Origin of the sequence: Pedobacter nanyangensis (assembly GCF_003313505.1) — a bacterium.
In the GTDB taxonomy this organism is placed as follows: domain Bacteria; phylum Bacteroidota; class Bacteroidia; order Sphingobacteriales; family Sphingobacteriaceae; genus Pedobacter; species Pedobacter nanyangensis.
The window spans coordinates 17,467-43,253 of record NZ_QMHO01000005.1; the positions used below are offsets into that span (position 1 = coordinate 17,467).

A 25,787-nucleotide genomic window follows, 5' to 3' on the forward strand; every position below is an offset into this window, starting at 1 on the left:
ACAAAGCTAGACTGTTATGCTCATAAAAATTTTACAACAATGAAAACTCCAGTTAAAAACAAAAAAGAGCCCGATCAAAAAAACAAAAAACCCATGTTAAAAACCGAAAAACCTTTGGCCGAAAAGGATGAGGTTAAACAGGCTGAGGCCAAACAAAGAAAGAAGTGATTAATGAGATGACGTACGTTTATATCCACTGATTTAACTGCTGATTTGAGTATATAGTGATCTGCGGAAATCTGTGCAATCTGCGGGAGACAAACAACAATGATCCATTTCCCACTTACCCGCTGACATTGAAATATTCCCGTAAAAAAGAACAATCAATCAATCCACTTCAACTCCCCCATTATTTCGGCAATCGAAAACTTAGCTCCGCAAATGAACTCATCGGCAGCGCCATAATAAATGGTCAATTCATCGTCATTAATCAAATGGCCGTTGGTAAACACCACCGAGCCGAAAAAGCCGCTCAGTTCATAGCTTTCCATGGGTTCCATGATGGGACTTTCAGTACGGGCCAATACTACAGCGGGATTTTGGAGATCGAGCAGTGCGGCTCCTAAACAGTAACGATGTTGGTAATTAGCACCATGGTAAATCATCAGCCAACCCTTTGCCGTTTTAATGGGCGCCGCTCCGGCACCAACCCTGGCGCTATCCCAATGTTTGGCCCTGCTTTTAAGGACACATTGATGATTTCCCCAATGAACGCCGTCCAATGATTGGGCCAGCCAAATATAATTGCCCCCAATTTCTTTACTGGTGGGTCGGTGAAGCGCATAAAATTTCCCGTTTATTTTTTCTTCAAACAAGGCCACGTCCTTATTGTGCGGCGGAAAAATGAGGCCCAGGTAGTCAAATTGCTGCCAGTTTTTGGTGGTACGCAGCCCCACAGCTACTCCATTTTCTGAAACTGCAGTATAAGTAAGATAGTAAACATCCTCTATTTTACTTACCCTACAATCTTCGATGCCGTATCTTTCTGATGCGCCGATGCCATGTAGCTGCAAAGGCTCAGGCCTAAAGCTGATGCCATTTTCAGTGCTAAACAACCTTAGGTAAGAAATGGTTGTTAAGTAATCTAAACCTTTATAGTTAATGATACGGGCATCGGTATTGATCAAATCGGGATCGTCCAATTTAAGTTCTATTATCTCCAAAAGATTGTTGGCCATGCGCATGGGAATAAACAATTTACCTTCTTGTGGCGCAACACTTTCGGCCACCCTTACCAATAAATAAATTTTGTGCTGATAGGTAAATACGGCGGGGTTAAGCAAACAAATAACCTGAAGCTTAGCCCCACTTCCCGCTAAATCCTGCGGTTTTAATAATGGATTTTCCTGAAATCGTTTGGCAATATCCATGAAAGAACTTAAAAGTTAAAAATTTAAAATCTTTTTCATGCTCCTTTTTTGCTCAGGCTTTGCATAAGCTGTTCGTATAAATCGTCACTTACACGCTTTTCTGGCTGCATTTTTTTAACCACAGTTTTTTTGCCTTTGGCTTTGGCTTTAATAATTTTCAGCAATTCCACGGAGTATTCGTCTTTAAAGGCCGAGATATCAAAATCAGCGCTGTATTGCTTGATCAAAGCCATGCCCACCTCCAGTTCCTTAGGTTTTACGGTAGTAGCTTCCATTTCGAGGTCTTTGGTAGTTCTAATTTCCTCTTCAAAACGTATTCTGGTAATTACGATGATATTGTTTAACGGATGGATTATGCACAAATGTTCTGTACTGCGCAATACAAAACGGGCTACTCCGGCCTTCTTGGTTTTCTGCAAAGCCTTTAAAAGTAGCGCATAAGCTTTTTTGCCTTGCGGTTCGGGCTGGGTATAGTAAGAAGTTTCATAATAAATAGGATTGATCTGCGCAATGTCCACAAAACTTTCCAGTTCTATCAGTTTATTTTTTTCGGGCATGGCACTTTCAAAATCCTCGTCTTCTAAAATCACGTAATTTTCTTTAAGCAGATAGCCCTTTACAATGCGCTCAAAGGGCACTTCTTTGCCGGTTTTATCACTTACCCGTTGGTATTTGATGCGAGACAAGTCCTTACGGTCCAGCATATCCAAATCAAGGTTACTATTTTGCACTGCAGAATATAGTTTAACCGGAATATTAACCAAACCAAATCCAATAGCGCCTTTCCAAATCGATCTCATTTTTTTTAATTTATAATGATGGCAAAGTGCCTCTAGTTTTACGCTTAATAAAACGTTAGCGAGATGAAATGGTTTGTTTAAGATTTAGCCACATATGCACATATTTTAAAATCAATACATATCTGCAAAACAACGGTGTGCCCATGGCTAAAAAAAAAGCTGCTATTGTATGAGCCCGTGAAGTACCCCATAACGAATTAACGCGGCCGAATTTTTAGAACCAGTTTTGTCCAAAAGGCTTTGCCTATGTCCTTCTATTGTTCTTTTGCTCAAAAACAGTTTTTCAGACATTTCCAAATTGGTTAAACCTTCGGCAATGAGCTGTAATATTTCCAGCTCCCGCAGCGAAAAATCAACCTCATTATCAGGCATAGAAACAAGATACTGTTTACTTTGCAACAGGTTGTCCATCATGGCCATGGTAAGCTCGGCACATAGATACTTACGCCCCTGTTGTACAAACTTTACCGCAAATAGAAGTTCGTCGGCACCAATGTTTTTTAACAAATAGCCATCGCTGCCATTTTTAAAAGCTTCCATAACATATTTTTCATGATCGTGCATAGAAAGCATTACTACTTTCACGCCGGAATACTTTTCCTTCAATTCCCTCAACAACTGCATTCCGTCCATTTCTGGCATATTGATATCCACCAAAATCATATCTATGGTTTTATCGGCCATTTGCCTCAATACTTCAAAGCCATTCACCGCTTCGCCAAGCACTTGTATTTCCGGATCAGATTCAAGTAGCATTTTAATGCCGTTCCTTACAATATTATGGTCTTCTGCCAGTAGGATATTTATCATTTGTTTTTTAAAGATTTGTATTGATTAAACAAGTGGTATGCCAAAATAGATGTACCTAACCCATTAAACAAGTCCTGCGCTTCATCTGCTTCTATTTTTATAAAATCAAGTATTATTTGAACAGCCTTGGGACAAACTACTCCTGCTGTTGATGCCAAATACCTGTGCGTTGAATTGTATATTCGTTATCCGCTAATCTTCCTGGTTTCCCCATCACTTTTAAGATGTTTTCCTGCTGATATTTTTATCCAAAGCAACTTCAAAATCACCTGTTTTATCAGTATCATGAAGCGTATAGTTTTAACTTATTGTAATAAGCTAGTGTGCCAAGCTTTTGTTTTAAATATTTTGAAAACGATCCGTTGAAGGAGCAACACGCCTACAACCAAGTAGAGATAAATGTTTTAACACACACATAATCAGCAATTTTGACTCTAAATATTAAATTAATTTGATTAATTTGGCACTGCAACCTCTACCAATTTAAAATGAAAAACCTAAAGCTTAATTGCCCTGGGACTTGTCCTATTGGTCAAAAAATTCTCCTAAAATTTATCAGGAACTGCTCCAGTTTCTTTGGTCTTTTCCCACAAAGTGGATTGTTTTTTAGGCGCCAGCTCTGTTGCTTATGCCAAAAGATCAGTTGCCCACAGGCAATTTATGCGCATGTACCATTCAAACTATCCCGAGCGTCAATCATCAGCGGGGAAATCGCTTTATAAAATCAACCAAAACCTATAAAAAACATCATGCAAAAAACAAATCCCTTTATCGTTACAAACGATTCTGATACACTATTGATCTTAATAGGTGCCGCAGGCATCATATTGATCGTATTGCACCTATACCTTGCCTACCACTTGATCCGCAAATATTTTAAAAATTAATGCGATAGTTGGCACGTTGATGCACATCCTTTTTTCAAATCCATCATTTTTTATCGAACCAAATACACATAATTATGTTTTAAGAGGACAAACCCATTTTAACATGGCTGAATTTCCGGATGTTTCACAAATATTAAATGCCATTCCGCTGGCCTGCTACATGCTTGATCACCAAGCCAATTTCATCTATATCAACCAAAAAGCAGAGCAATTCTTTAAAAAAGACAAAAGTGAAATGCTGGGCAAAAACGTGTGGTCGCTATTTCCCGAATCAAAAAACAGTGCTTATTACCATGAAATTAATGAGGCAATAAATGAAAAAAAGGCTGCAACATTTGAATACGTTTCTGTATTTAGCCAAAGCTGGATCAAATTGACCATCAGCCCTGTAACCGAGGGCATAGTGGTGAGCTTTAACTGCATTGAAAAAGATAAACAACACGAAAATCTTTACCAAACCCTGGTAGAAAACACTCCCGACATTGTAACCAAATGGGACAAAAAAGTACATTTGATATATGCCAATACTGCGTTAACCAACAAAACAGGTATTTCATTAGCGCAGGCATCCGGAAAAGCGCCGCAGGAAATTTGGCCCTACGCTGATGTATCTACCTTTATTAAGAAAACCAAAAAAGTATTTAAGGATGGACATGCGCATACCCTTAATACCTCGTTTGCCACACCAAATGGAACTATTTTTTACGATATTAAACTGGTACCAGAGCTTACCCTGAACGGACAGGTAAAAAGTGTAATTGCCATAGGAAGAGACATCACTATTCTGACCAAAAACCAGGAAAACTTTAATGCCCAACTTAGGCATAAATACCGCTCTCTTTTCAATTCTATTAACCAGGGCTTTTGCATTATCGAAATGATTTGGGATCAGCAGGGCAACGCTATCGACTATCGTTTTATTGAAGCAAATCCAGCTTTTAAGGCCCAAACCGGCATCAACGACTATGAAGGGAAAACCATACTCGAGATTTGGCCACAACATGAGCCTCATTGGTTTGAGATTTATGGCAACATTGCCAAAACACAAACCTCCGCTCATCTTGAACTGCCCGCAACGCTTATCAACGGCTGGTATGAAGTAGAAGCATTTTCTATTGGCGAGCTGGGCAAAGATATGGTAGGCATATTGTTTAACGATATCAGCGAAAGAAAAAATGCGGAAGAAGTGCTCCGCAAAAATGATGAGCGACAAAGCTATCTGCTGAAACTAATGGAGAATGTGCGCTTTTTGTTACAGCCCCTCGAAATTCAGGAAGCTGCAGCCAGAACCATTGGCCAACACCTGCAGGCGGAGTACGCATTTTATGGCCACGTGGTTGATATTGACAACGTTCCACATCTACAGATAGACCGGCTTTATCAAAAAAACAAACGCAGGCCCTTTAAACCTAGCTTACATCCACTTGCTGATTTGGGCATAGAACTAGCTGAAATGAACGCTGGTAAAACTTGTATCAATTCCAATAACCCCTCTGGAAAATACAGGCCAACCAACCGTATATTCCTGCGCCAGATTTTGGACAACTGCGTTTGGGTCGCCGTTCCCCTCATTAAGAATGGCCATTTAGTAGCAGTTTTAATGGTACACCGTGTACAACCCCGTCAATGGCTAGATAGTGAAATTGTTTTGATCGAAGAAACTGCTGAACGAACCTGGGCCTACATCGAACAAAGTAAAATAGCCAATGCCCTTAGCCATTCGGAAGAGCAGCTTAGTGTTGCATTAACGGCCTCTAACATGAGCACCTTCCATTGGTTGGCTAAAAATGGCGACGTGGTGGTTTCGCCACTTTCAGCAACTATATTTGGACTAAAAGAGCACGACCTTTCCTCTAATGAAAATGAGGGTTTCAGCATGGTGCACCCCGAAGACCGCGAAAGACACCTACAAACCTTAAAAGATGCCTGTAAGCATCAAAAGGAATTTCACCATACCTATCGCATCATTAGGCCTAACGACCAAAAGATAGCCTGGATTGAGGAACGGGGCAAAGGTATTTACCACCCCATTATTGGCATTTCGGAAATCAGGGGAATCCACTGGGACATTACCTCTCAAAAAAATCAAGAAAACGATATTAAACAGGCGGAAGAAAAATATTTGGTTAAACTGGAAGAAGATGTCCACCAAAGAACCAAGGAACTTAAAGAAAGCCGTGACGAGTTAGCCGCCATTTACAACAATACCTTGATGGCCATATCGGTTTTAAAAGCTGTTAGGGACAAAAATAATCAGATCATCGACTTTAAGATTACACTTACCAATAAGGCCCTGGAACGGGAAACTGGACGTACCGATTTAATTGGTAAACGATACTTGGAAGAATATCCGGGAGTTAAAGCAGTGGGTTTGTTTGACATGATGGTGAAGGTAATGGAAACCGGAGTACCCGTTAGCACCGAATATTTCTATCCTTACGAGGATTTCAATAAATGGTATGCCTGCATGTTTGTGAAGATGGACGACAGCCTGCTAGCCACCAATTTAGATATCAGCGAGCGTAAAATTGCCGAACAGCTTTTCAATGATAACTCGGCCATGATCCAAGGGATAGCCAATTCAGCCCCGGATATGCTGTATGCCATTAATTTAGACAACATGCAGCAGTTTTATTCCAACTACCGCATTGAACAATTGGTTGAAAAAAACCAGCTGGAAATCAAGAAAATGGGTACAGATTTTTTTGAAAGATTTATCCATCCAGAAGATAAAGCTAGCTTTTATGCCAGTTTAGATGAGTTAAGAGGCAAAAATCATAAAAAAATCAAATCGCTTGTTTATCGTTTGATCGATGCACAGGGGAAAACACATTGGATCAGTTCCAAAAGTACCGTTTATATCAGGGATGACGAAGGAGAATCAACGCATGTTGTTGGGATTTCGCAGGATATCACCCAACAAAAGGCCCTAGAAGAAAAAAATATTCAATTAACCAATGAACGCCGGGAACTGGAAAAAAAACAACAAAAAGAAATTTTAAAAGCTACGCTAAATGCACAAGAGGAAGAAAGAAAACGCTTTGCCGAAAGCTTGCACAACGGCCTGGGCCAGGTGCTTTATGGCATTAAGGCCACGTTGGAGCGCATTAACTTAAATAAGGGCTCTATCAAAGATAATGCCCAGGTACTTCATCGTTCCAAAGAATTATTAGGCATGTGCATTCAGGAAAGCCGTCGTATCTCACATGAATTAATGCCTTCTATCCTAGAAGATTTTGGACTAAAAGCAGCCATTAAAGATATTTGCACGCAGTTAAAAGGCGAAACCCATTTTAACTGTACATTTTCGGGAACTGATATACCTTTAGATAAATATATCCAGCTTGCAATATACAGAATAGCGCAGGAACTGGCGCAAAATATTGTGAAGCATGCTTCGGCAAAAATAGCGCACATAGATGTTTCTATCCAAAACGGACAAGCTAATATCTTGGCGAAGGATAACGGGAGGGGCTTTGAAAAAGGTGAAAGAAAATCTAAGGGAATTGGGCTGAAAACCATCGAATCAAAAGTGAAGCTGTTAAACGGTTCTATTACAATCAATTCGGTTCCCCAGCAAACGGTAATTCATATCCAGTTTCCTATTTAGGGACATCGTGATGAACTATGCAGGCACTAAGCCACCGAAAAACTCATCGGCTTCAAAATCAATGGAGTTCCAGGGGCTATGCTTTCTTTTAATGCCCGGAATAATTTTTTCATCATCAATGCCTTTCAGGTCTGGTTGGTTTTTTGGCATTCTGTTGCCCGATTTTTGCTGATCGGATTCCTTTTTTTCGGCTTTTGGTACAGGCACAATGCCATATTGATCACCACTTTCCTGCTTGTTGGCCGCATCGGCATTTTCATAGTGCTCATTTTTTTGAGTCTGACGCTGCACCGAGCCTTGCTCCTTTTGCAGGTTATGTTTTTTTTCTTTCATCACATCTATGGTTTAAATTGATCGGCAAGCAGGCTGCCTGCCGATCAAAATTTTATCTTTCTAAGCTAATACGGTAGCTTTCCACTTCTTTCAGCGCCTCTAAAATTCCGGTACGCTGCTTTTGCAGCAAATTAACATGTTGCGCATGTGTCTCCTCGTCTTGGAGCACTGCATCGTATTTATCCAGTGCAGCTTGCTCCCCGCTTTCCACCGTCGCTAAAATCGCTTCATCTTCCTTATTGCTAAGGGCATGTTTAAAATCGACCCAAGTTTTATGCAACAAACCTAAAATACCCCCACTTTCGTTCTCGTTGCTGCCACCATGCAAAGCGATTAGGCTTTTAAGTTCGTTAGCGTAACCAATGCGCTGAGAAGCCATACGCAAAAACAGTTCTTTTAATTCCAAGCTGCTTACTACCTCGCTGGCCGACAGGTAGCCTTCCTTACCATCATCTACGATATCCAACAAGCCTTTTAAATCATCAATTAGTTTGCTCATGGTCTATCTCCTTTTTCAAGTTCTTCTTGATCTTCCTGGTTTTCTCTATCGGCATTTACATTGGGATCTTCGCCCAAAGGCTTACTACTATTGCGGGTACTGTTTTGCGAGTCGCTTTGTATTCCTGGCACAGCCGATGAAGCTTTATCATCATTATTGCCAGCTTCTCCATTGGATACATCGGCAGGCCTGCGGTCCAGAGTTTTTTCTTCAGTATCCAGTGCTCTGCTATTCACCAAATGCTGTTGGGGATCTCCTTCTTTTCCTTGTGGTTTACCCTTGTCCTTTTGGGTGGTTTGGGTAACCGATGGATCTTCCCTATGCGATTGGTTAAAATTTCTATTTTGCTCAAATTGGATTTCCATAATGATTAGATATTAAATGTTATTACTTTAGTTATACCTACCTAATCGTGCATAAGGCCAAAAAGTTCCAATTATCTTCAAATCAAGTATTTTAACTGGTAAAAGCAGTATTTAACGCAGCCTACCCTACAGCTATTTTTTTACCAATAAACAGTTTTTTCAACTTTCGATTTAGGTAATTTCCCTTGGAAACAGCTGCTTTAAATTCTTTGTAGATTTTTTCAGGCACGGGCTGATATAAATAAACATCACCTGAATTAAACACCACGGTTAAAGCTTTGTCCTGTGCCCTATAGCTGATATGTGCAATAACTGAAGAAGGCATAACATAAATTTAAACAAGTTAAAACGGCTAAGTGTTTATACGCAAGCGTTCCAAGTACCCGGCTCCCCAACTACCTGTTTTAATAATAATTAAGATAACACCTTTAGTTTTGGCTATATTTGGGTAAACACGATTAGCATGGGCAACAAAACGGATAAGAATAGGGAAGAAACGCAAAGCTTATTGGAAAAATCAAGGGCTTTACGCGAAAAATCAAAAGCTACCGAAATCAAATTGAACAAGCTAAAGGCTCAGGTTGAGGAGTTTATTCATCCAGAAAAAACTTCTGATAACTTGAAAAATACCGAATCCACCCCATCATCAGAATGATAAATTAAGCCCCAAAGTTTATTCATAACGCTCTCCTCGTAACGCTCTCCCATAACGCTCGTTTTCCTGGTCCATACCATTTTATCAAGGTTTTTTCTTGGGCACTTTTGCTCCGGCATCCCTTGCTTCCGATAAGCCTATAGCCACCGCCTGCTTTTTAGAAGTTACTTTTTTGCCGGTACCTGTTTTTAATTTACCTTCTTTCATCTCGTGCATAGCTCTTTCTACTTTTTCGCCTGCCTTTTTTGAATATTTTGCCATTTTAATACATTTTGGTTAACAGTACAAAACAATATCCGGCAAATTTGTTTTTTCGACCCTGTAAAACGGGTATTTGTACTCAAAAAAAGCAAACAAAATACGGCATTACCAAAATCCAATACTTATTTTATTAAAAAACACAAACAAAACTATTGGGCTTTCGCTTTTATAGATATTCAATTTTACTAAATATCCAATAACCCTAAATTACCAAGATAATGAAAAGTGAAAAAAATCGTAATGCTATGCCTAACGCTCATTTGCACGACCTCTTTGTTGATGAACTAAGAGATATTTTGGGCGCCGAAAAGCAACTATTGAAAGGATTAAAGCAAATGGCCGCTAAAGCCACAAATGAAAACCTAAAAGAAGCTTTTACCGCACACCATACCGAAACGGAAGAACAAATTGAAAGGCTCAAGCAAGTGTTCTCGAGCATTAACCTGAGCCCTAGAGCCAAAAAATGCAAAGCTATGGAAGGCCTCCTCCAGGAAGCTGAGGAAATTATGGACGAATTTGAGGATAACGAAGCCTTGGATGCTGCCCTAATTGCCGCAGCCCAAAAGGTGGAACATTATGAAATTGCCAGTTATGGTTGCTTAGTTACCTACGCAACTTTAATGGAGCATGAAGAAGCAAGAGAGCTGCTGGCCACCACCCTAAACCAGGAAAAAGAAACGGATAGTAAGCTTACCGACATTGCCATGTCGGAAGCCAACGTAATGGTATAAGTTTTCTGTTTGCGTCGGCGTTAACAATAAGGTAACGCCGGCTTTTTTTAAATCAGCTATTGCTACATCAAAATGATAACAATGCGCTGAAATTTAGGCTCCATTGTATAAAAACATTTGTTTAACTAAAATTTTAAGACCATGAAAAATCTCGTCTTTTTAGCGTACAGCATAGCGTTTACGGTAATGATAGCCTGTAACTCGCAACGGAAAGATGCCAAGGAACTGGCCGATAGCATTAACCAAACCAAAGACACTTCAACCGTAACCGCAGATATGATTACTGTGCGGGATAATGAGGCGGAATTTGCCACCAATGCGGCTGATGCAGGACTGGCGGAGATCAATTTGGCCAATTTAGCCATTAGCAAAACGAGCAACGAACAGATCAAGTCCTATGCCAATATGATGCTAAAAGAACACGGCGCCGCCAATGATGAACTGATGGCTTTGGCCAAAAGCAAAAACATTACACTTCCTGTTGCCATGAGCAAAGAACACCAAAAAAACAGGGACGAGCTGGATCAGAAAACAGGCGCAGATTTTGACAAAAAGTATGCGAGCTTAATGGAGGAAGACCATGTAAAAGTACTTGCCTTTATGGAGCATCAGGCCAGAAAAGGAACCGATCCAGACCTTAAAGCCTTTGCCGTAAAAATGGTACCCGTAATTAATGTCCACTTAAATGCCATCAGAAAAATTAAAGACAGCCTTAAATAGGTCACAAACCTTTTAAGCCCGTTGGTTGTTGCTTTAAAATAAAATGCAGTACCTCTCTTACAAAATAAATGACGATGAAAATAGCTTATATCAGCACCTCACTACCTCAAGAATGTGGCATTGCTACCTTTAACGCTAACTTGGCAATGGCTATTAACCAACACAACAATATTTCCAAAGACAGTTTTGTAATTGCTTTAAGTGATGCTGAGGACCTCAAAACCTACCATTATCCCAATGAGGTAAAATATATTATCAGGCAAAATAATCAAAAGGATTATTTAAGGGCCGCTAATTACATTAACACCAGCCAGGTGGATGCCTGCGTAATTGAGCACGAGTTTGGCATTTATGGTGGCGAAAGCGGTTTGTACTTACTTACTTTAATGGCAAGGCTCAACAAGCCCATCGTTACAATTTTGCACACGGTACTCAAACAGCCCAATTATATCCAACAAACCATCATCCAACAAATAGCAAAACGCTCGGCCAATATTGTGGTGATGAGCCAAAAAGCCATTGGATTTTTAACCAGTATTTACCATATACCCAAAGAAAAAATTAAATATATAGAGCATGGCGTACCTGATTTAGAACCACCTAGCCATAACCCAATTAAAGCGGCCTATCCTTTTATAGACAATAAGGTGCTGTTAACCTTTGGCTTAATTAGCAGGGGAAAAGGGTTAGAAACCGTGGTAGAGGCCCTACCTAAAATTGTAGCCAAGCATCCGAATGTGGTGTACGTGGTTTTAGGCAATACCCACCCAGGAGTAGTTAAAAGTGCTGGCGAAGAATATCGGGATAACCTAAAACGCCTGGCCAAAAAACTTGAGGTAGAGAAACATTTAGTGTTTGTGAACAAATTTGTAGACGAAAATGAGCTGCACCAGTACTTATCTGCAGCCGACGTATACATTACCCCCTACCTGAATGAAGCTCAAATTACCAGTGGCACACTTTCTTATGCCATTGGTGCCGGTGCCGCCGTAATTTCAACCCCCTATTGGCACGCCCAAGAATTATTGGCCCAAAAAAGAGGCGTGTTATTTGATTTCAAAAACAGCGATCAATTGGCACTAAGGGTAAACGAACTGTTGGAGCAGCCCGAAAAATTAGGCGAACTCAAGTATAATGCCTATCAATATGGGCTCTCGTTACGTTGGCCCAATATTGGTAAAAAATACATCAAGGTGCTTCAAAGCGCCATACTAGCCAAGGAAAAATCTATCCTAGAAAATAAAAGCATTATTGATGTAGATAGTATCCCAACCTTTAACTTAAGCCATATTCGCCGCCTAACGGATGACACGGGGATTGTACAGCATGCCAAATACGGCATTCCAAATTTAAAGGAAGGGTATTGTTTAGATGACAATGCAAGGGCCTTGATTATGGCCTTAATGGCCTTTGAACAATATAAAAGCAAGGAAGCCCTGGATTTGCTCCCCATTTATTTGAGCTATATCCAGTACATGCAAAAGGAAGATGGAAATTTCCGCAACTTTTTGAGTTTTAGCCGAAATTACCTGGATGAGGTGGGCTCCGAAGATTCATTTGGTAGAACGATATGGTCTTTAGGCTATCTGATCAATCATGCTCCAAACAATTCGTACAAAGAGTTTGCCGATGAGCTTTTCTTAAAATCGGTTCCACATTTTGCTAAACTCAAGCACCTAAGGGGAGTTGCCAATACGATGATTGGGGTGCATCACTACCTGAAAGTTAACCCTCATGATGAGCGTATTGTAAACGAGCTTAACCAATTGGCAGTTCCGTTGATTGATGCTTATTTAGATACCAAAGCAGGCGATTGGCATTGGTTTGAACAAAAACTAACCTACGACAATGCCATTTTACCTTTGGCACTGCTTTGCCATTACGAAATCAACCACAACAACCAGTCGTTAAACATTGCGCTGGAAGCTTTGGATTTCCTTACCAACAAGACCTTAGCTTTTGGATTTTTAAATCCGGTAGGCAATGATGGTTGGTTAGAGAAAAATCATCCGATGGCCTTATATGACCAACAGGCAATTGAAACCATGGCTATGGTGTTGGTTTATTTCAAGGCCTACGAAATTACCAAAAACGTGAAATACATGCACCATTTGTATCAAAGCTATCTTTGGTTTTTGGGCGAAAATAGCCTCAACCTCCCACTATACGACCACGAAACCAAAGGTTGTGCCGATGGATTGCAGCCCCATGGTGTCAACAGAAATCAGGGGGCGGAAAGTACCTTGGCCTATCTAATCTCGCACCTAGTAGTATTTAAGGCCTTGGAAATTGAATACCGTTACTTGGCGGGCAATAACCAGCTACAGGCAGACATTCTGGAAAAATAGTTTAACCTTTGCGAATATCTATTCATCCTCCATGATTTAAAAAATCGTTGAGGATGAATAATATCAGATAATTTTGCCCCCTGAACCTTTGGAGCGGCGATGATTAAACTGCCGTACCGTTGTTATGTTCTAAAATCCGTTCCAGCAAACGCTCTAAATTTACGGTAGCAAAAGAGGAACAATAATCAGACAGGCCATAGGGAATAATCAGTTCGCCATTATGGATGATAGAGCCACAGGAATACAGCACATTGGGCACGTAACCTTCGCGTTCGTCGGGGTTAGGCACCAACAATGGCTCATGCAAACGCCCAATTTCAATGGAAGGATCATTTAAATCCAATAAGCTTGCGCCCAGGCAGTACCTGCGCATAGGCCCTACGCCGTGGGTAATGATCAGCCAGCCCGCTTCTGTTTCTATAGGCGATCCGCAATTACCTATCTGTATAAATTCCCAGGCATATAGCGGCGACTGTAGTTTAACAGGCTGGTCCCACACGGTGATCCTATCCGAGTACATTAAATAATTGTTCCAGCCATCTATACGCGACATCATGGCGTATTTACCATTGATTTTTTTGGGAAACAAGGCCAAGTTTTTGTTTTGCGCTCCTTTTCCATGCAAAGGACTTACCTTAAAGTCATAAAAATCGGTGGTTTGCATTAACTTTGGAATAATGAACGAGCCATCAAATGCCGTGTAAGTGCCATAGTAAATCACGCTGCCGTCATCTTTGGTAAAACGTACGAAACGGGCATCTTCAATTCCTTTGCGTTCAAATTCAGAAATGGGAAAAATTACCCGATCGGAAATGTCAGTATCTTTAGAAAAACAGATTTCGTGATAGGTATCCGAGAGCCATAGGATACGGTCGTATTCCAACTTGCCAACATCGTCCTCCTGCTTTTCTTTGGCGTCAAGCACCAGTTTACGCAGCTGTGCATAGTCAAATTTCTCGCCCAAATTAGCATTCACGTCGGTAATCACATTCATTGAAATGCTGGCATCCGCAGCTTTTTTAAGGAAAAGACGTTTATTGTAGATGGCATTTTTTACCACTTCAGCCTCGTCAATATAGTTTCCGGCAGGCAATACGTGTATGTTATTGTGGCAATCAATGAGCGCCCTCCTAAATACCACTGATGAGATATGCCCTTCGCCAACAGCCCTAAAACTAATGATCACCCGCTTTTCACCCTCTACCAAATTGGTCTGGTCGGGATCTTCTACTATGGAGGGATTAAAAAACGCTGCCGATTCGATAGAGTATTCATGTGTAAAGTACGAGCCAATGAGGTATTTGGTAAACTCGTCCATATTTTTATAGTCGATACCCATTTCCTCAATAAGCCATTGTATTTTTTTGCAATGCTTTAAGAAAACCTTGGTAATATTCCTATGCCGCTTGGAGAATTCCTGCAATAGTGGCGAAACGATCTCAAAAACCTGCTTTTCGCTAAGGCTGGTTACTTTTTGCACAACTTCCTTGGCTCGTTCATCGCCATTGTAAAAAAATCTGGCAATTACCCTTTTGGGATCCGGATAAACCTTCACCGGTTTTCTGCTAACTGTTATCCTCATTGTAAAATTTGTTTTAAAATAAATAACAATTTTTTGGAGATTGGGTTTGATAAAAACCAATGGGCATAGCTCAAAACTAAATTAATTGCGAGTTGTTATCCTTGGAAAGAACTTGTTATGAACTCTTCCCACGTTGACTTTTATATTGTTGCCAACATTAATGGCAGCGAAAAGCATATTAAGGTGATCACACTGGAAACTACCGATGGTGTTCCTTATTATTCCTGTTATATCGGTGAAAATGAAATTACCCAACTAAGGAACGAGATTTATGGGAAATGGGAGCAGCTATGGGGCAACTTACCCCAAGAAACGGTCAATGACATCGGTGAAAAAATTCTGGAAAAAATCACTCCGCCCTAAACTAATCAACTATCTTTAAGGATACCATTCACCAAACAGTATTTAACCAGCGCGGCAGTATTGCGCACACCCGTTTTGCTTATCATCTGCAATCGATGTCCTTCTACAGTGCGTTTGCTCGTAAATAGTTTATCTGCTATCTCCAAGTTTGTATATCCGTCGGCAATGAGCTCTAATATCTCGATTTCCCGGCTCGAAAAATCAACTTTAACTTGCCGATTTTGTTTACCGCTTACCCGCACCCCCATCAAACTCCTGCTGAGCAGTTGATAGGCAAGTTCTGTACAGACGTAAAAAGAGTTATGCATCACCTGTTTTATCGAAAAAATAAGCTCTTCTTCGTTTACGCTTTTAAGCAAATACCCTTTTGCACCTACCTGTAGTGCCTGCGAAACGTATTTTTCGTGATCCAGCATCGACAGCATAATGACTTTAGTTTTAGGATAAAGCTGGTTAACTTCTTTACAAAGATCCAGGCCGTTCATTTCCGGCATGTTAATGTCCGCCAATACCAGATCTATCGGTTCTTCGGCATGTTTCATGATTTTTAGGGTTTCGATCCCATTCGCACCTTCGCCCACCACGTTAAAATCACTGTACTTCAGCAACAGCGATTTAATGCCGTCCCTTACCAAATGATGGTCATCTGCCAAAAGGATATTTATTTTTTTGAGATTATCTTGCGCCATTTAAAGGAATGTTCATTAATACTTTGGTTCCACTTTCGGGGTTGGAAAAAACTTCGAAAACGCCATTTAAGATATGCAGTCTATTGATAATACTTTTGATACCAAATCCTTTTTTTGGATCACCAAGCACGCTTTTATCCAGCCCTTTACCATTATCTGTTTGGCTGATGTACAGATCGTCGCCTTTTTGGAATACGAGCACATTGACATGGCTTGCCGAAGCATGTTTGATCGTATTGTTTACAAGCTCCTGCAAAATGCGGTAAATGATCACTTCAAGGCTTTTATCGAGGTGCAGCACCTTGATGTTGAAACTCAGGTTGAACGAAATCTGATTTGCGTCGAGCTTTCTCTCCAACATATCTTTCAATGCCGCTTCCAGGCCCATATCATTGAGCAGTACCGGGGTTAGTTCAAAGGAAATTTCGCGTACTTTTTTAATAGCGGCATTTATCAAATTCCTGCTTTCCGTTTCTGAAGAGCTTAACTTCAACTGTGCGGCAAATAGCAGCTGCCCTATCTCGTTGTGCAGATTTTCGGCAATATTTCTGCGCTCCTCCTCTTGTGCATTGATAATCGCCTCAAACAGTTGTTGCTGCTGTAAAACCTTCAGTTTCGCCTGCTCATCAAGCAGTTTCTGACGCTCCTCTACAAGCGCAATTTGTTGGGTAACATCCTGTGAAATGCCAATTATCTGTAGGGGCATCCCAAAACTGTCTCGTTTCAGTATTTTTCTTTTGGTTGAAAGCCAACGTACCTTGCCTTCAAAATCTATGATGCGGTACCTAAATTCAACCACATGATCGTTCTTGGCGGTTTTTAAATGATCAATTTCCTTAAAATAGTTGTACTGATCAGCAGGATGTATTGTTTTTTCAAAAAAACGAAGCCCCATATCATTAATTTCCTTTTTGCTCATCTTGAACAAATGATGCACGTGGGCATTGGAATAAATTTTCCGCATCTGTTGAATGTCAGTTACACAAATCATATCCGGAATTGCGTCTGCCATTTTAGAGAACACTAGGGAATCTATCTCAAAATCACTAATGAGGATATCGTCTATTTCCTGGGCCGCAGGTTCTAAATCTTTGCTTTCCTCCATAATTCACCTTTTTAGAACAATTAATCTAATATAGGATAAAAATCTATTGCTTATATGTTACTAATCCGTAACTAAACAACTATCTACACCGTTTAGGAAATAGCTCAGATCAAAAGGCTTTGCTATAAATAAATCAATGTATTGCTGATGATTACCAAATTTATTTAAAGGATATGCAGAGATTACTACGAGCGGTACCGATGGATAAAGGGATTTGATTTGACGGCAAAAGTCTTCTTGTTCTGGCATAGGAGCCACTACCTGGTCAAGCAATATTAAATCTGGATTTAATAGCTTTGTTTTGCCCAGCATTTCGGTAGAAACAAAGGTAAGTTCATATTTTTCAGGTAAAAGTGCAGCAGTTAGGATAGTTTGCATGCTATCCTCATCTTCAAAAATCAATAGTTTAGGTTTTTCCGAAATATCGGTAGATAGGTAGGCCATATTAGGTAATTTCATCGAGCATCGTACCAGTGTCGGCCATGGCAAGCTGCTCTTCTTCTTGTTGTTTATGGTGTATAATAATTTTTAATAGGTTAACCACTTTTTGCTGGCCCAGTTCCATGGCCTGCGCCAAAAGGGAGGTATAGGCAGTTACCTGGTATTGTTGTACCTGCTGCATGCCTACAATTAATCCCGCATCGCGGATAAAGCTTAGGCGCGGAGTAACATCAATAATATCATAGCATTCTTCAATCAAAACTTCCATGTCCTGGTTTTCCGCAGCAAAAACATTCACTCTTAGCGCTTCAAAACAACTTTCCAATCTGTGTAGATGCTCTTTTCCGTCCTTTTGAAACTTGTCTAACAATTCCAGCAAATCCTCGTTGCCTACAGCCAATTGCAAAATGGGCAATACGGTTAGCCATTGCCTTTCGGCATGGTACACGAGCTGTAAGCTTTCAATCAAAGATTTACCTCTTAAATCTTCTTTGTTGAGCGTTTTCTCTTTTGAAGTATTAGACTGAATTACATTAACCATAACTAACTCATTAAAAATCAAAGAATAACCACCTCACTAAATGATGATTTACAACAACTAATATCCGATAACATATTTATCTGCCCAAAGCGATTTATACTCGAAAACAACGTATAAATACCTATTTTAAAACCCCATTTTTTCAGTAGCAAAATCATAAACAATTATCGTTGGCATAGTGTTTTGATCATGATGAATATTACGGAATTAACTTTAAAAGAACTGGCATCTTATTGTGCCCACAAGCAGCTGTCCATAGGAGTAGCGGAAAGTGTAACTGCAGGTTACCTGCAATTTGTATTAAGTCAGATGCCAGATGCGATGCATATTTTCAACGGTGGAGTTACGGCCTACAATATTGGACAAAAAGTAAAACACCTGGGCGTTGATTACACTCAAGGCATGCGATGCAATTGTGTTTCGGAAATTACGGCCCAAACGATGGCCGTTAATGCCTGCAGGCTTCTAAACAGCAGGATGGGCATCGCAATTACGGGCTACGCAAGTCCGGTACCAGAAGAAGGGATTACGGATTTACATGCCTATATGGCCATAGCTATAGATGGTAAGATTTCGCACACGCACAAGTTGTACAGCAAAGAAACTTCAGCTGCCCAAGCACAGCAAGATTATGTGCAGCAGGTTATGGCAGAAATGCTTTTACATCTACAACGGCTTAACCGTTAAATGGTTAACCGCCCTCCAGTTACCGGTAAAACTGCTCCTGAAACAAAGCTCGCATCGGCGGAAGCCAAAAAAAGAAAGGCTGGTGCAATTTCTACGGGCTGCCCCGGGCGCTCCATTGCCGTGTTTTGGCCAAAGGTTTTCACATTAAACTTTGTAGCTGGGATTAAGGGTGTCCAAACTGGCCCCGGAGCTACGGCATTCACCCTAATCCCCTTCCCTTGTTTCAACAAAATCTGGCTTAGGTTGGAAGTAAAGTTGATGACCGCACTTTTAGTGGCCGAATAGGGCAACAGATCTTCAGAAGGTTCAAAAGCGGTTACAGAAGTGGTATTGATGATGCTGCTTCCCTTAGGCATATAAGGTATTGCGGCCTTACAAAGGTAAAAGATGGCTTTTACATTGGTATCAAAAGTGAAGCACCATTCCTCATCGGGAATATCTTCAATTTTTTCTCTGCTAATATGAAAAGCCGCATTGTTAACCAATACGTCTATGTGCCCAAATTCTTGTACTGCCTTAGCTACAATGGCCTTACATTGCGCTTCCTTGCTAATGTCACCTTTCATCAAAACTGCAGTCCTGCCCGCTTCCCTAATGTATTGCGCTGTGGTTTCCGCATCTTCATCTTCTACATCGGCCAAGTAGCTGATCAGCACATCGGCCCCCTCTCTGGCAAAGGCAATGGCTACTGCCCTGCCAATTCCCGAATCGCCGCCGGTAACGATTACTTTTTTATCCTTAAAACGTCCGTAGCCAATATAGCTATCTTCACCGTGATCTGCTTTGGGCTTCATTTGGCTTTCTGTTCCCGGATGTTCTTGTTTAGGGGTATTAAATGGTGGTTTAGGAAACAGTGTTTTAGGGTCTTTATTTTCGTTATTCTTGTTCATTTCAGTCCTTATAATGATATAAGGCTGAACGATTGACACGGAGAAATGTTCGCAGGTTTTTACTTTAGCGCAGAAATACCTAAAGTACATTGCGTATTTATACGGCAAAAAAAAGCCGCAAACGTTTGGGTTTGCGGCTTTTTTGTTTTTTTAGGCCAAATTAGTTGGTTGCCTTTACAAAGTTCATGACTACGTAGGCAACTTTACCACCGTATTCAATGGGCGATTTGATAGTCATCGTGTTATCATTAGCACTGCTTAAAACTAAGCGGTAACCTTCGGTAACATTTTTGGCTTTCTCTCCTTCGTACAATTTTTTGAATTGGAAAGTTTCATCAGCGGTACTTACCGACCAGAAAATGTTTTGGGTTTTGGCACCACAGCTTGCACTGCTTGGCAAACTGTAACTTCCGTTACCACTATTGGTTAATCTCCATGAACTTCCCACAAAGCATTTGTAGGAACTTTCTCCCAAAAATGATCTTACGGCTACATCAGGAATACCTTCAAAGGTAATGTTGTTCAGCATCCAGTTACCTGTTACATTTCCCCTACGTACTGCTGGGGCACCAGTGGTGGTTTTTGGAGAGCAGCTTTCTAACACCACCAACGATGTTAAGCATAAAGCGATAGCTAAAATTAATTTTTTCATCTGTTTATTTTTTATTTTCCATTTTAACAGAGCGATGGCTGGTTTTTTCACCCCGTCTTCGTCTATGTATAATTTTCGTGAAGCATTAAACATAAATCCTGCCAAAAATAAACTATCTAAAACATTTCAGCTACATTTGTTTATTAACTTATTAACCTTCCATTTTTATGAAAGCCGAAACCACTGCTATACACGCATCTGACCTCGTAAAATCAACTACGGGCGATGTAACCATGCCCATCCACCTTTCCACTACCTATTACAGGGGCGAAGATGGTGGCTATCCAGGTGGTCACATGTATAGTAGAGTGAGCAATCCAAGCCGCTCCGCTTTGGAAAAGGTCATTAGCGAATTGGAAGGCGGTGCAGATACCTGTGCTTTTTCTTCCGGAAATACTGCAGGCATGGCTGTTTTTCAAGCTTTAAAGCCTGGCAGCCACATTATCGCCCCCGATGATATGTACTGGGGCTTTAAAAAGCAATTATTGACCATTTTTGCAGATACGCTAAGCTTTGATTTTATTGATTTAACAGAAATAGACAAAGTAGAAGGCTATGTAAAGGCCAATACCGTTTTGATATGGGCCGAAACTCCTTCCAACCCTTTACTGAAGGTATCTGACATTGAAGCCTTAAGCAACATAGCCAAACAGCACCAGCTAATTTTTGTGGTGGACAGTACTTTTGCCTCTCCTATTTTACAAAATCCTATTGCCCTAGGGGCAGATATCGTAATGCACTCTACCACCAAATATATTGGCGGGCACAGTGATGTTTTAGGAGGTTCGCTTACGTTTGCGACCAAAGATGAGTTTTGGGAGAAAATTAAAAACATACAGGAAACAGGTGGCGCCGTGCCTTCGCCTTTTGATTGTTTCCTATTGCTAAGAAGCATCAAAACCTTGGCTTACCGAATTAAAGGACATTGCGAAAATGCTGAGAAACTGGCCGACTACCTAAATAAGCACCCAAAAGTAGAAGCTGTTTTTTATCCGGGTTTGCCTTCGCACCCTCAGCATGAAATTGTGAAAAAGCAAATGCGGGGCTTTGGCGGGATGCTTTCTATTTTAACCAAAGGTGATGCAGAAAACGCCCGAAAAGTAGTGAACAGCGTAAATATTTTTACACAAGCCACCAGTTTGGGCGGTGTAGAAAGTTTGATTGAGCACCGTGCTTCGGTAGAAGGTCCTACCACTAAAACACCACAGAATTTAATCCGTATTTCCGTTGGTTTGGAACATATCGATGATTTAATTGCCGATATGGAACAGGCATTGGGTTAGGAAAGTCCAAAGTAAAGAGTTGAAAGTGAAAAGTTGAAAGTTGTAATAGCTACCATAACCGTCATTTCGACCTTGTGGAGAAATCTAACGACTTGTCATTGTGGAGTAGAATCTGAAGTGAAACGCAGCGAAAATAGAATTGAAAAACCAACAAGTTAAATCTAACGATATACATTAAACAACCGCTAGATTTCTCGTCGTTTCTCGTCGAAATGACGAAAGGCATTATACCAGACTTACGAAGTTTTAGAAACTTCGTAAGTCTCAATTCCGATATCCTTCATTGCGAAGCGCAAACAGACTCGACTTTTCGGGAGAGAAATCTCATGAAGTAGAATGAAAATCAACGAATTTAAATCTAGCAATATGCCCTAAATAATTGCTAGATTTCTACGCAAGGTCGAAATGACGAAATAATCATCATTAAAAATTACCCAAACAAATCACTGCTCAAATACCGGTCTCCCCTGTCGCAAGTAATAAAAACGATGAGCCCGCTTTCCAATTCCTCCGCCAATTGCAAGGCACAATGTAAGGCACCGCCGCTACTCATGCCAGCAAATATTCCTTCCTTACGAGCCAAAGCTCTTGCCGCAAGGGTGGCATCGTGCTGCGAAACATCCATAATCCGATCCACACGTTCAGGCTCATAAATTTTTGGTAAATATTCAATGGGCCAACGGCGTATTCCAGGAATAGAAGATTCTTCGGTAGGCTGACAACCCACAATTTGAATATCAGAATTCTTTTCTTTCAAGTACCTCGAGTTACCCATAATACTGCCGGTAGTTCCCATACTGCTTACAAAATGGGTGATTTTCCCTTCGGTATCGTTCCAAATTTCAGGGCCGGTGGTTTTATAATGCGCTAAATAATTATCAGGATTGGCAAACTGGTTCAGTAAAAAGTAGCCCGACTGTGTACCTTTTTCCTCTGCATAATCTCTACAAACTTCTATCGATTCCAGCAAAGTTACTTTAGCCCCAAAGGCCTCCATGGTTAGTGTACGCTCGCGGGTTGAACTTGCAGGCATCACCAATTCGATATCGATACCATAAATAGAAGCAATCATGGCCAAGGCTATTCCCGTATTGCCGCTGGTTGCTTCAATTAGTTTGGTGTTTTTATCTACCTCTCCTCTTTCCATCGCACTGCGAATCATGTTCAGCGCAGCCCTATCCTTCACACTGCCACCAGGATTATTTCCTTCCAGCTTGGCATAAATTTTAACATTAGGATTGGTATTCAAATACCTGATTTCTGCCAAGGGCGTATTTCCAATGCAATCTATAATGGTTTTCATATCTATATTTAAAATTCGTTATGCTGACCACGAAGTAGCTGCGAAGCAAATTTATTTTCAGCATCAGCTAAACAGCCCCTGAAACGAGTTCAGGTTGACGAGCAGTAAGTGATTATTCTTTTTTACTTTCCTTAATTTTAACTTCCGCCTGGTGGTATACTGTCGACCCTTCGGGCACACTTTTCGTTAGCCAAACGTTACCGCCAATCACACTATGGTCGCCAATGATAGTTTCGCCACCCAAAATAGTTGCTCCCGAGTAAATGATCACATGGTTTCCGATCGTAGGATGTCTTTTAAAATTAGCCTTTGTTTTATCTACACTTAATGCGCCCAGAGTTACACCCTGGTATAATTTCACATGATTTCCGATCACGGTAGTTTCTCCAATCACCAAACCAGTACCATGGTCAATGTACAGGTACTCGCCAATTTGAGCTGCTGGATGAATATCTATTCCCGTGGTGGTATGCGCATATTCTGTAATGATACGTGGGATATGCGGCACATCCAACAAATGCAGTTCATGCGCAAAGCGATACATGGCAATGGCAAAAAAACCTGGATAGCACCTAATGATCTCAAACTCGCTTTTTGCCGCGGGATCACCTTCCACAATAGAAATTAAATCGGTGTTCAACTTTCTATATACTTCTGGCAATACCTCAAAAAAAGCATCTGATATTTCCTTGTACTGATTTTTATTACAAGCTTTTGTTGATTTTAAAATCAGTTGCAGTTCTTCCTTCAATTCAAAGAAAATACCTTTCAGCACCTCCTGATTATAGTTAGTGGATGCGCCCCGCTCCGGAAAAATCAAATTCAACAATGATTGTGCCCAATTGGCAATGGTCTGATTAGAGGGCACTACCTGTTGTTGATTTTGGCGTTGTATAATGCTATTTAGAAATTCAGTATTCAAAATTCAGAAATATATAGTAAGTCCACAAAGTTACTATACTTTGTATCACATTCAAGTTTTCTACTGTCAAACAACTGCCAAAATAAAAAACATACGCAAATAATGTACTGAAAGTCAAAACTATAAATATTTTTCAAAATTTTATTTTGCATAAAAAGAAAAAACACCCTACATTTGAAACATTATTTGGAGCACCAAATAAAAGTCAATCACCTGTTAGGTTATTGATTTATAAAGAAGTGGCGAGAGACTGGCTCAATGACCCACTGGCAACCCTCAAAAAGAGAAGGTGCCAATTCCTGACCAAAATGCATGGTGCATTTTGGAGATATAAATTAATAAGATGAAACTAATTAATTCTATCCCAGTAAGCAACTTAGTATCCGAGCAGGTCGGCAAAAACATGTTTTGTAATACCATTATTGGCAATTATTGTAACATGCCATCGATTTGTATGTGCCATGGCATGTACCAATCATAAAATCTTCCATTTTGTAATTCTTTAACAACTCGGAAGGCCCTAAGAAATTAGGGTACGCACATCAGTATATGCAGCAGGCCACTTTCTGCTAACAAGCCCCATTTATTCATCATTCAAAATCGTAAAACAACATGTCATCACATAAATTCGAAACACTACAAATACACGCAGGACAAGAAATAGACCCCGCAACTGGTTCAAGGGCAGTACCTTTATACCAAACCACTTCTTATGGGTTTAAAAACTCGGAACATGGCGCTAATCTTTTTGCCTTAAAAGAGTTTGGGAACATCTACACCCGTATCATGAACCCTACTACCGATGTTTTTGAAAAACGCATTGCCGCATTGGAAGGTGGTGTAGCAGCACTTGCCGTAGCATCAGGACAAGCAGCACAATTCATCGCCCTAAATAACATTTTACAGGCAGGCGATAACTTTATTTCGTCTAACCACTTATACGGCGGTTCATACAACCAATTCAAGGTAGCTTTTAAACGTTTAGGCATTACCGTAAAATTTGCCGATGCGGATAATGTCTCAGATTTTGAAGCTAAAATTGACGAAAATACCAAAGCCATTTATGTAGAAACCATTGGCAACCCGTCATTCAGCATCATTGATTTTGACCAGATTGCGGCCATTGCCAAAAAACACGACCTTCCTTTAATTGTAGACAATACCTTTGGTGCTGCTGGTTACCTGTTCAAACCTTTGGAACATGGGGCCAATGTAGTGGTTGAATCGGCTACCAAGTGGATTGGCGGACACGGCACCAGCATTGGTGGGGTAATTGTTGACGGCGGTAACTACAATTGGGGCAATGGCAAATTCACTCAATTTACCGAACCATCTGAAGGCTATCATGGCCTGGTGTTCAATGACGTTTTTGGACAAAACGGTCCATTTGGCAATATACAGTTTATCATTAGAGCCCGTGTTGAAGGGTTAAGAGATTTTGGCCCATCGCAATCGCCTTTCAACTCATTCTTGTTATTGCAAGGTCTGGAAACCCTATCACTAAGGGTTCAACGCCACGTAGAAAATGCACTGGCATTAGCAAAATGGTTAGAAAGCCATCCAGCGGTTACCAAGGTAAATTACCCTGGTTTGGAAAGCAGCCCTTATCATGCTAATGCAAAAAAATATTTATCCAATGGCTTTGGTGCCGTACTGAGCTTTGAGGTAAAAGGCGTGAAAGAAAATGCCACCAAAGTAGTTGACAACTTAAAACTGGTAAGCCATTTGGCCAACGTGGGCGATGCAAAAACGCTGATTATCCAGCCCTCTGCAACCACCCACCAACAATTAAGCGATGCCGAGCAATTAGCTGCTGGAGTTACACCAAACCTGTTAAGAGTTTCGGTAGGTATTGAACACATCGACGATATTAAGGCTGATTTTGAACAGGCTTTAAACGCTCTTGCTTCCTTGAACTAACAACCACAACACAACCACAA

28 protein-coding genes and 1 riboswitch are annotated in these 25,787 nt (G+C 40.6%); of the genes, 11 read left to right on the forward strand and 17 right to left on the reverse strand.

The features are described 5' to 3' along the window. Positions 1-39 precede the first annotated feature (39 nt). Entirely contained in the window at positions 40-168 is a 129-nt protein-coding gene (locus DUT71_RS20530; protein WP_262510633.1) for a hypothetical protein, read from the forward strand. Positions 169-323: 155 nt separating this feature from the next. Here DUT71_RS20530 and DUT71_RS10190 read toward each other — a convergent pair whose 3' ends face one another. The 3 genes from DUT71_RS10190 to DUT71_RS10200 form a co-directional block, all read right to left on the reverse strand. Further along, the gene (locus DUT71_RS10190; RefSeq protein ID WP_113662437.1) at positions 324-1,370 is read right to left on the reverse strand and encodes a glycoside hydrolase family 130 protein; all 1,047 of its coding nucleotides are present in this window, start codon (positions 1,368-1,370) and stop codon (positions 324-326) included. Between the two features lie 35 nt (positions 1,371-1,405). Beyond that, a complete protein-coding gene (ku, locus tag DUT71_RS10195; protein WP_113662438.1) occupies positions 1,406-2,170 on the reverse strand; it encodes a non-homologous end joining protein Ku in 765 nt (254 codons plus the stop codon). Between the two features lie 162 nt (positions 2,171-2,332). Continuing rightward, entirely contained in the window at positions 2,333-2,980 is a 648-nt protein-coding gene (locus DUT71_RS10200) for a response regulator transcription factor (protein WP_113662439.1), read from the reverse strand. Between the two features lie 749 nt (positions 2,981-3,729). Here DUT71_RS10200 and DUT71_RS20200 point away from each other — a divergent pair. Together DUT71_RS20200 and DUT71_RS10205 are read left to right on the forward strand one after the other, a co-directional pair. Beyond that, on the forward strand, positions 3,730-3,867 hold the full coding sequence (locus DUT71_RS20200; RefSeq protein WP_162796021.1) for a hypothetical protein: 138 nt from the start codon (positions 3,730-3,732) through the stop codon (positions 3,865-3,867). 103 nt (positions 3,868-3,970) lie between these two features. After that, positions 3,971-7,477: a PAS domain S-box protein gene (locus DUT71_RS10205; protein WP_162796022.1), complete on the forward strand. Its 3,507-nt coding sequence runs from the start codon at positions 3,971-3,973 to the stop codon at positions 7,475-7,477. 15 nt (positions 7,478-7,492) lie between these two features. Here the strand turns inward: DUT71_RS10205 and DUT71_RS10210 are convergent, their stop codons facing one another. The 4 genes from DUT71_RS10210 to DUT71_RS10225 all read right to left on the reverse strand — a co-directional run bounded on the left by DUT71_RS10210 (position 7,493) and on the right by DUT71_RS10225 (position 8,999). After that, on the reverse strand, positions 7,493-7,810 hold the full coding sequence (locus DUT71_RS10210; RefSeq protein ID WP_113662441.1) for a hypothetical protein: 318 nt from the start codon (positions 7,808-7,810) through the stop codon (positions 7,493-7,495). Between the two features lie 52 nt (positions 7,811-7,862). Beyond that, positions 7,863-8,309, reverse strand: a complete 447-nt coding sequence (locus tag DUT71_RS10215) for a ferritin-like domain-containing protein (protein WP_113662442.1) — start codon at positions 8,307-8,309, stop codon at positions 7,863-7,865. Further along, entirely contained in the window at positions 8,306-8,674 is a 369-nt protein-coding gene (locus DUT71_RS10220; RefSeq protein WP_113662443.1) for a hypothetical protein, read from the reverse strand. The genes DUT71_RS10215 and DUT71_RS10220 overlap by 4 nt, the downstream gene beginning before the upstream one ends. Positions 8,675-8,795: 121 nt before the next feature. After that, entirely contained in the window at positions 8,796-8,999 is a 204-nt protein-coding gene (locus DUT71_RS10225) for a KTSC domain-containing protein (RefSeq protein ID WP_113662444.1), read from the reverse strand. Between the two features lie 138 nt (positions 9,000-9,137). On the opposite strand from DUT71_RS10225, the gene DUT71_RS10230 reads away from it, so the two are divergent. Beyond that, positions 9,138-9,329, forward strand: a complete 192-nt coding sequence (locus tag DUT71_RS10230) for a hypothetical protein (RefSeq protein ID WP_113662445.1) — start codon at positions 9,138-9,140, stop codon at positions 9,327-9,329. 84 nt (positions 9,330-9,413) lie between these two features. On the opposite strand, the gene DUT71_RS20380 is transcribed toward DUT71_RS10230, so the two are convergent. Then, positions 9,414-9,590 carry a DUF6496 domain-containing protein gene (locus DUT71_RS20380; protein WP_205313912.1) on the reverse strand — a complete coding sequence of 59 codons (177 nt, stop codon included), beginning with the start codon at positions 9,588-9,590 and terminating at the stop codon, positions 9,414-9,416. Between the two features lie 218 nt (positions 9,591-9,808). On the opposite strand from DUT71_RS20380, the gene DUT71_RS10235 reads away from it, so the two are divergent. The 3 genes from DUT71_RS10235 (at position 9,809) to DUT71_RS10245 (ending at position 13,389) form a co-directional block, all read left to right on the forward strand. Further along, positions 9,809-10,321, forward strand: coding sequence for a ferritin-like domain-containing protein (locus DUT71_RS10235; RefSeq protein ID WP_240186901.1), 513 nt, complete (start codon positions 9,809-9,811; stop codon positions 10,319-10,321). 141 nt (positions 10,322-10,462) lie between these two features. Then, on the forward strand, positions 10,463-11,041 hold the full coding sequence (locus DUT71_RS10240; protein WP_113662447.1) for a DUF4142 domain-containing protein: 579 nt from the start codon (positions 10,463-10,465) through the stop codon (positions 11,039-11,041). A gap of 74 nt (positions 11,042-11,115) precedes the next feature. Continuing rightward, entirely contained in the window at positions 11,116-13,389 is a 2,274-nt protein-coding gene (locus tag DUT71_RS10245) for a glycosyltransferase family 4 protein (RefSeq protein WP_113662697.1), read from the forward strand. Positions 13,390-13,492: 103 nt separating this feature from the next. Here the strand turns inward: DUT71_RS10245 and DUT71_RS10250 are convergent, their stop codons facing one another. Further along, the gene (locus DUT71_RS10250) at positions 13,493-14,971 is read right to left on the reverse strand and encodes a glycoside hydrolase family 130 protein (protein WP_113662698.1); all 1,479 of its coding nucleotides are present in this window, start codon (positions 14,969-14,971) and stop codon (positions 13,493-13,495) included. A gap of 117 nt (positions 14,972-15,088) precedes the next feature. On the opposite strand from DUT71_RS10250, the gene DUT71_RS10255 reads away from it, so the two are divergent. Next, positions 15,089-15,334 (forward strand): hypothetical protein, encoded by a 246-nt coding sequence (locus tag DUT71_RS10255; RefSeq protein WP_113662448.1) that lies wholly within the window; start codon positions 15,089-15,091, stop codon positions 15,332-15,334. Positions 15,335-15,339: 5 nt separating this feature from the next. Here DUT71_RS10255 and DUT71_RS10260 read toward each other — a convergent pair whose 3' ends face one another. From DUT71_RS10260 to DUT71_RS10275, 4 genes are read right to left on the reverse strand one after another with little or no spacing between them, the layout of a single operon-like run. Then, the gene (locus DUT71_RS10260) at positions 15,340-16,023 is read right to left on the reverse strand and encodes a response regulator transcription factor (RefSeq protein ID WP_113662449.1); all 684 of its coding nucleotides are present in this window, start codon (positions 16,021-16,023) and stop codon (positions 15,340-15,342) included. After that, a complete protein-coding gene (locus DUT71_RS10265) occupies positions 16,010-17,128 on the reverse strand; it encodes a PAS domain-containing sensor histidine kinase (protein WP_113662450.1) in 1,119 nt (372 codons plus the stop codon). Before DUT71_RS10265 ends, DUT71_RS10260 begins: the two co-directional genes overlap by 14 nt. A 60-nt stretch (positions 17,129-17,188) precedes the next feature. Next, positions 17,189-17,587 (reverse strand): DNA-binding transcriptional response regulator, encoded by a 399-nt coding sequence (locus DUT71_RS10270; RefSeq protein WP_113662451.1) that lies wholly within the window; start codon positions 17,585-17,587, stop codon positions 17,189-17,191. Beyond that, positions 17,574-18,110, reverse strand: a complete 537-nt coding sequence (locus tag DUT71_RS10275; RefSeq protein WP_113662452.1) for a YciE/YciF ferroxidase family protein — start codon at positions 18,108-18,110, stop codon at positions 17,574-17,576. Before DUT71_RS10275 ends, DUT71_RS10270 begins: the two co-directional genes overlap by 14 nt. Positions 18,111-18,299: 189 nt before the next feature. Between DUT71_RS10275 and DUT71_RS10280 the strand changes: the two genes are divergently transcribed. Continuing rightward, positions 18,300-18,797: a CinA family protein gene (locus DUT71_RS10280; protein WP_113662453.1), complete on the forward strand. Its 498-nt coding sequence runs from the start codon at positions 18,300-18,302 to the stop codon at positions 18,795-18,797. Here the strand turns inward: DUT71_RS10280 and DUT71_RS10285 are convergent. Together DUT71_RS10285 and DUT71_RS10290 are read right to left on the reverse strand one after the other, a co-directional pair. Beyond that, on the reverse strand, positions 18,794-19,687 hold the full coding sequence (locus tag DUT71_RS10285) for an SDR family oxidoreductase (RefSeq protein WP_113662699.1): 894 nt from the start codon (positions 19,685-19,687) through the stop codon (positions 18,794-18,796). The genes DUT71_RS10280 and DUT71_RS10285 overlap by 4 nt on opposite strands. A 160-nt stretch (positions 19,688-19,847) precedes the next feature. Further along, positions 19,848-20,339: a lipocalin family protein gene (locus DUT71_RS10290; protein WP_113662700.1), complete on the reverse strand. Its 492-nt coding sequence runs from the start codon at positions 20,337-20,339 to the stop codon at positions 19,848-19,850. Positions 20,340-20,506: 167 nt separating this feature from the next. Here DUT71_RS10290 and DUT71_RS10295 point away from each other — a divergent pair, with 167 nt between their 5' ends. Continuing rightward, complete coding sequence (locus tag DUT71_RS10295) at positions 20,507-21,622, forward strand: trans-sulfuration enzyme family protein (protein WP_113662454.1); 1,116 nt, start codon at positions 20,507-20,509, stop codon at positions 21,620-21,622. Positions 21,623-22,052: 430 nt separating this feature from the next. Here the strand turns inward: DUT71_RS10295 and cysM are convergent, their stop codons facing one another. Beyond that, positions 22,053-22,925 carry a cysteine synthase CysM gene (cysM, locus tag DUT71_RS10300; RefSeq protein WP_113662455.1) on the reverse strand — a complete coding sequence of 291 codons (873 nt, stop codon included), beginning with the start codon at positions 22,923-22,925 and terminating at the stop codon, positions 22,053-22,055. A gap of 112 nt (positions 22,926-23,037) precedes the next feature. Beyond that, the gene (gene epsC / locus DUT71_RS10305; protein ID WP_113662456.1) at positions 23,038-23,847 is read right to left on the reverse strand and encodes a serine O-acetyltransferase EpsC; all 810 of its coding nucleotides are present in this window, start codon (positions 23,845-23,847) and stop codon (positions 23,038-23,040) included. Positions 23,848-24,073: 226 nt separating this feature from the next. Next, positions 24,074-24,184: riboswitch (SAM riboswitch) on the forward strand. Positions 24,185-24,459: 275 nt separating this feature from the next. On the opposite strand from epsC, the gene DUT71_RS10310 reads away from it, so the two are divergent. Then, positions 24,460-25,767, forward strand: a complete 1,308-nt coding sequence (locus tag DUT71_RS10310) for an O-acetylhomoserine aminocarboxypropyltransferase/cysteine synthase family protein (RefSeq protein WP_113662457.1) — start codon at positions 24,460-24,462, stop codon at positions 25,765-25,767. The last annotated feature ends 20 nt before the right edge of the window (positions 25,768-25,787 follow it).

What these genes read in the sequence shown, in the direction of transcription:
- DUT71_RS10310 (WP_113662457.1), top strand. Translation starts at nt 24,460, where the DNA reads ATGTCATCACATAAATTCGAAACACTACAAATACACGCAGGACAAGAA.
- ku (WP_113662438.1), bottom strand. Translation starts at nt 2,170, where the DNA reads ATGAGATCGATTTGGAAAGGCGCTATTGGATTTGGTTTGGTTAATATT.
- DUT71_RS10200 (WP_113662439.1), bottom strand. Translation starts at nt 2,980, where the DNA reads ATGATAAATATCCTACTGGCAGAAGACCATAATATTGTAAGGAACGGC.
- DUT71_RS10220 (WP_113662443.1), bottom strand. Translation starts at nt 8,674, where the DNA reads ATGGAAATCCAATTTGAGCAAAATAGAAATTTTAACCAATCGCATAGG.
- DUT71_RS10275 (WP_113662452.1), bottom strand. Translation starts at nt 18,110, where the DNA reads ATGGTTAATGTAATTCAGTCTAATACTTCAAAAGAGAAAACGCTCAAC.
- DUT71_RS10270 (WP_113662451.1), bottom strand. Translation starts at nt 17,587, where the DNA reads ATGAAATTACCTAATATGGCCTACCTATCTACCGATATTTCGGAAAAA.
- DUT71_RS20200 (WP_162796021.1), top strand. Translation starts at nt 3,730, where the DNA reads ATGCAAAAAACAAATCCCTTTATCGTTACAAACGATTCTGATACACTA.
- DUT71_RS10255 (WP_113662448.1), top strand. Translation starts at nt 15,089, where the DNA reads ATGAACTCTTCCCACGTTGACTTTTATATTGTTGCCAACATTAATGGC.
- cysM (WP_113662455.1), bottom strand. Translation starts at nt 22,925, where the DNA reads ATGAAAACCATTATAGATTGCATTGGAAATACGCCCTTGGCAGAAATC.
- DUT71_RS10190 (WP_113662437.1), bottom strand. Translation starts at nt 1,370, where the DNA reads ATGGATATTGCCAAACGATTTCAGGAAAATCCATTATTAAAACCGCAG.
- DUT71_RS10215 (WP_113662442.1), bottom strand. Translation starts at nt 8,309, where the DNA reads ATGAGCAAACTAATTGATGATTTAAAAGGCTTGTTGGATATCGTAGAT.
- DUT71_RS10250 (WP_113662698.1), bottom strand. Translation starts at nt 14,971, where the DNA reads ATGAGGATAACAGTTAGCAGAAAACCGGTGAAGGTTTATCCGGATCCC.
- DUT71_RS10295 (WP_113662454.1), top strand. Translation starts at nt 20,507, where the DNA reads ATGAAAGCCGAAACCACTGCTATACACGCATCTGACCTCGTAAAATCA.
- DUT71_RS10285 (WP_113662699.1), bottom strand. Translation starts at nt 19,687, where the DNA reads ATGAACAAGAATAACGAAAATAAAGACCCTAAAACACTGTTTCCTAAA.
- DUT71_RS10210 (WP_113662441.1), bottom strand. Translation starts at nt 7,810, where the DNA reads ATGAAAGAAAAAAAACATAACCTGCAAAAGGAGCAAGGCTCGGTGCAG.
- DUT71_RS20530 (WP_262510633.1), top strand. Translation starts at nt 40, where the DNA reads ATGAAAACTCCAGTTAAAAACAAAAAAGAGCCCGATCAAAAAAACAAA.
- DUT71_RS10245 (WP_113662697.1), top strand. Translation starts at nt 11,116, where the DNA reads ATGAAAATAGCTTATATCAGCACCTCACTACCTCAAGAATGTGGCATT.
- DUT71_RS10225 (WP_113662444.1), bottom strand. Translation starts at nt 8,999, where the DNA reads ATGCCTTCTTCAGTTATTGCACATATCAGCTATAGGGCACAGGACAAA.
- DUT71_RS10235 (WP_240186901.1), top strand. Translation starts at nt 9,809, where the DNA reads ATGAAAAGTGAAAAAAATCGTAATGCTATGCCTAACGCTCATTTGCAC.
- DUT71_RS10265 (WP_113662450.1), bottom strand. Translation starts at nt 17,128, where the DNA reads ATGGAGGAAAGCAAAGATTTAGAACCTGCGGCCCAGGAAATAGACGAT.
- DUT71_RS10260 (WP_113662449.1), bottom strand. Translation starts at nt 16,023, where the DNA reads ATGGCGCAAGATAATCTCAAAAAAATAAATATCCTTTTGGCAGATGAC.
- DUT71_RS10230 (WP_113662445.1), top strand. Translation starts at nt 9,138, where the DNA reads ATGGGCAACAAAACGGATAAGAATAGGGAAGAAACGCAAAGCTTATTG.
- DUT71_RS10240 (WP_113662447.1), top strand. Translation starts at nt 10,463, where the DNA reads ATGAAAAATCTCGTCTTTTTAGCGTACAGCATAGCGTTTACGGTAATG.
- DUT71_RS20380 (WP_205313912.1), bottom strand. Translation starts at nt 9,590, where the DNA reads ATGGCAAAATATTCAAAAAAGGCAGGCGAAAAAGTAGAAAGAGCTATG.
- DUT71_RS10280 (WP_113662453.1), top strand. Translation starts at nt 18,300, where the DNA reads ATGATGAATATTACGGAATTAACTTTAAAAGAACTGGCATCTTATTGT.
- DUT71_RS10290 (WP_113662700.1), bottom strand. Translation starts at nt 20,339, where the DNA reads ATGAAAAAATTAATTTTAGCTATCGCTTTATGCTTAACATCGTTGGTG.
- DUT71_RS10205 (WP_162796022.1), top strand. Translation starts at nt 3,971, where the DNA reads ATGGCTGAATTTCCGGATGTTTCACAAATATTAAATGCCATTCCGCTG.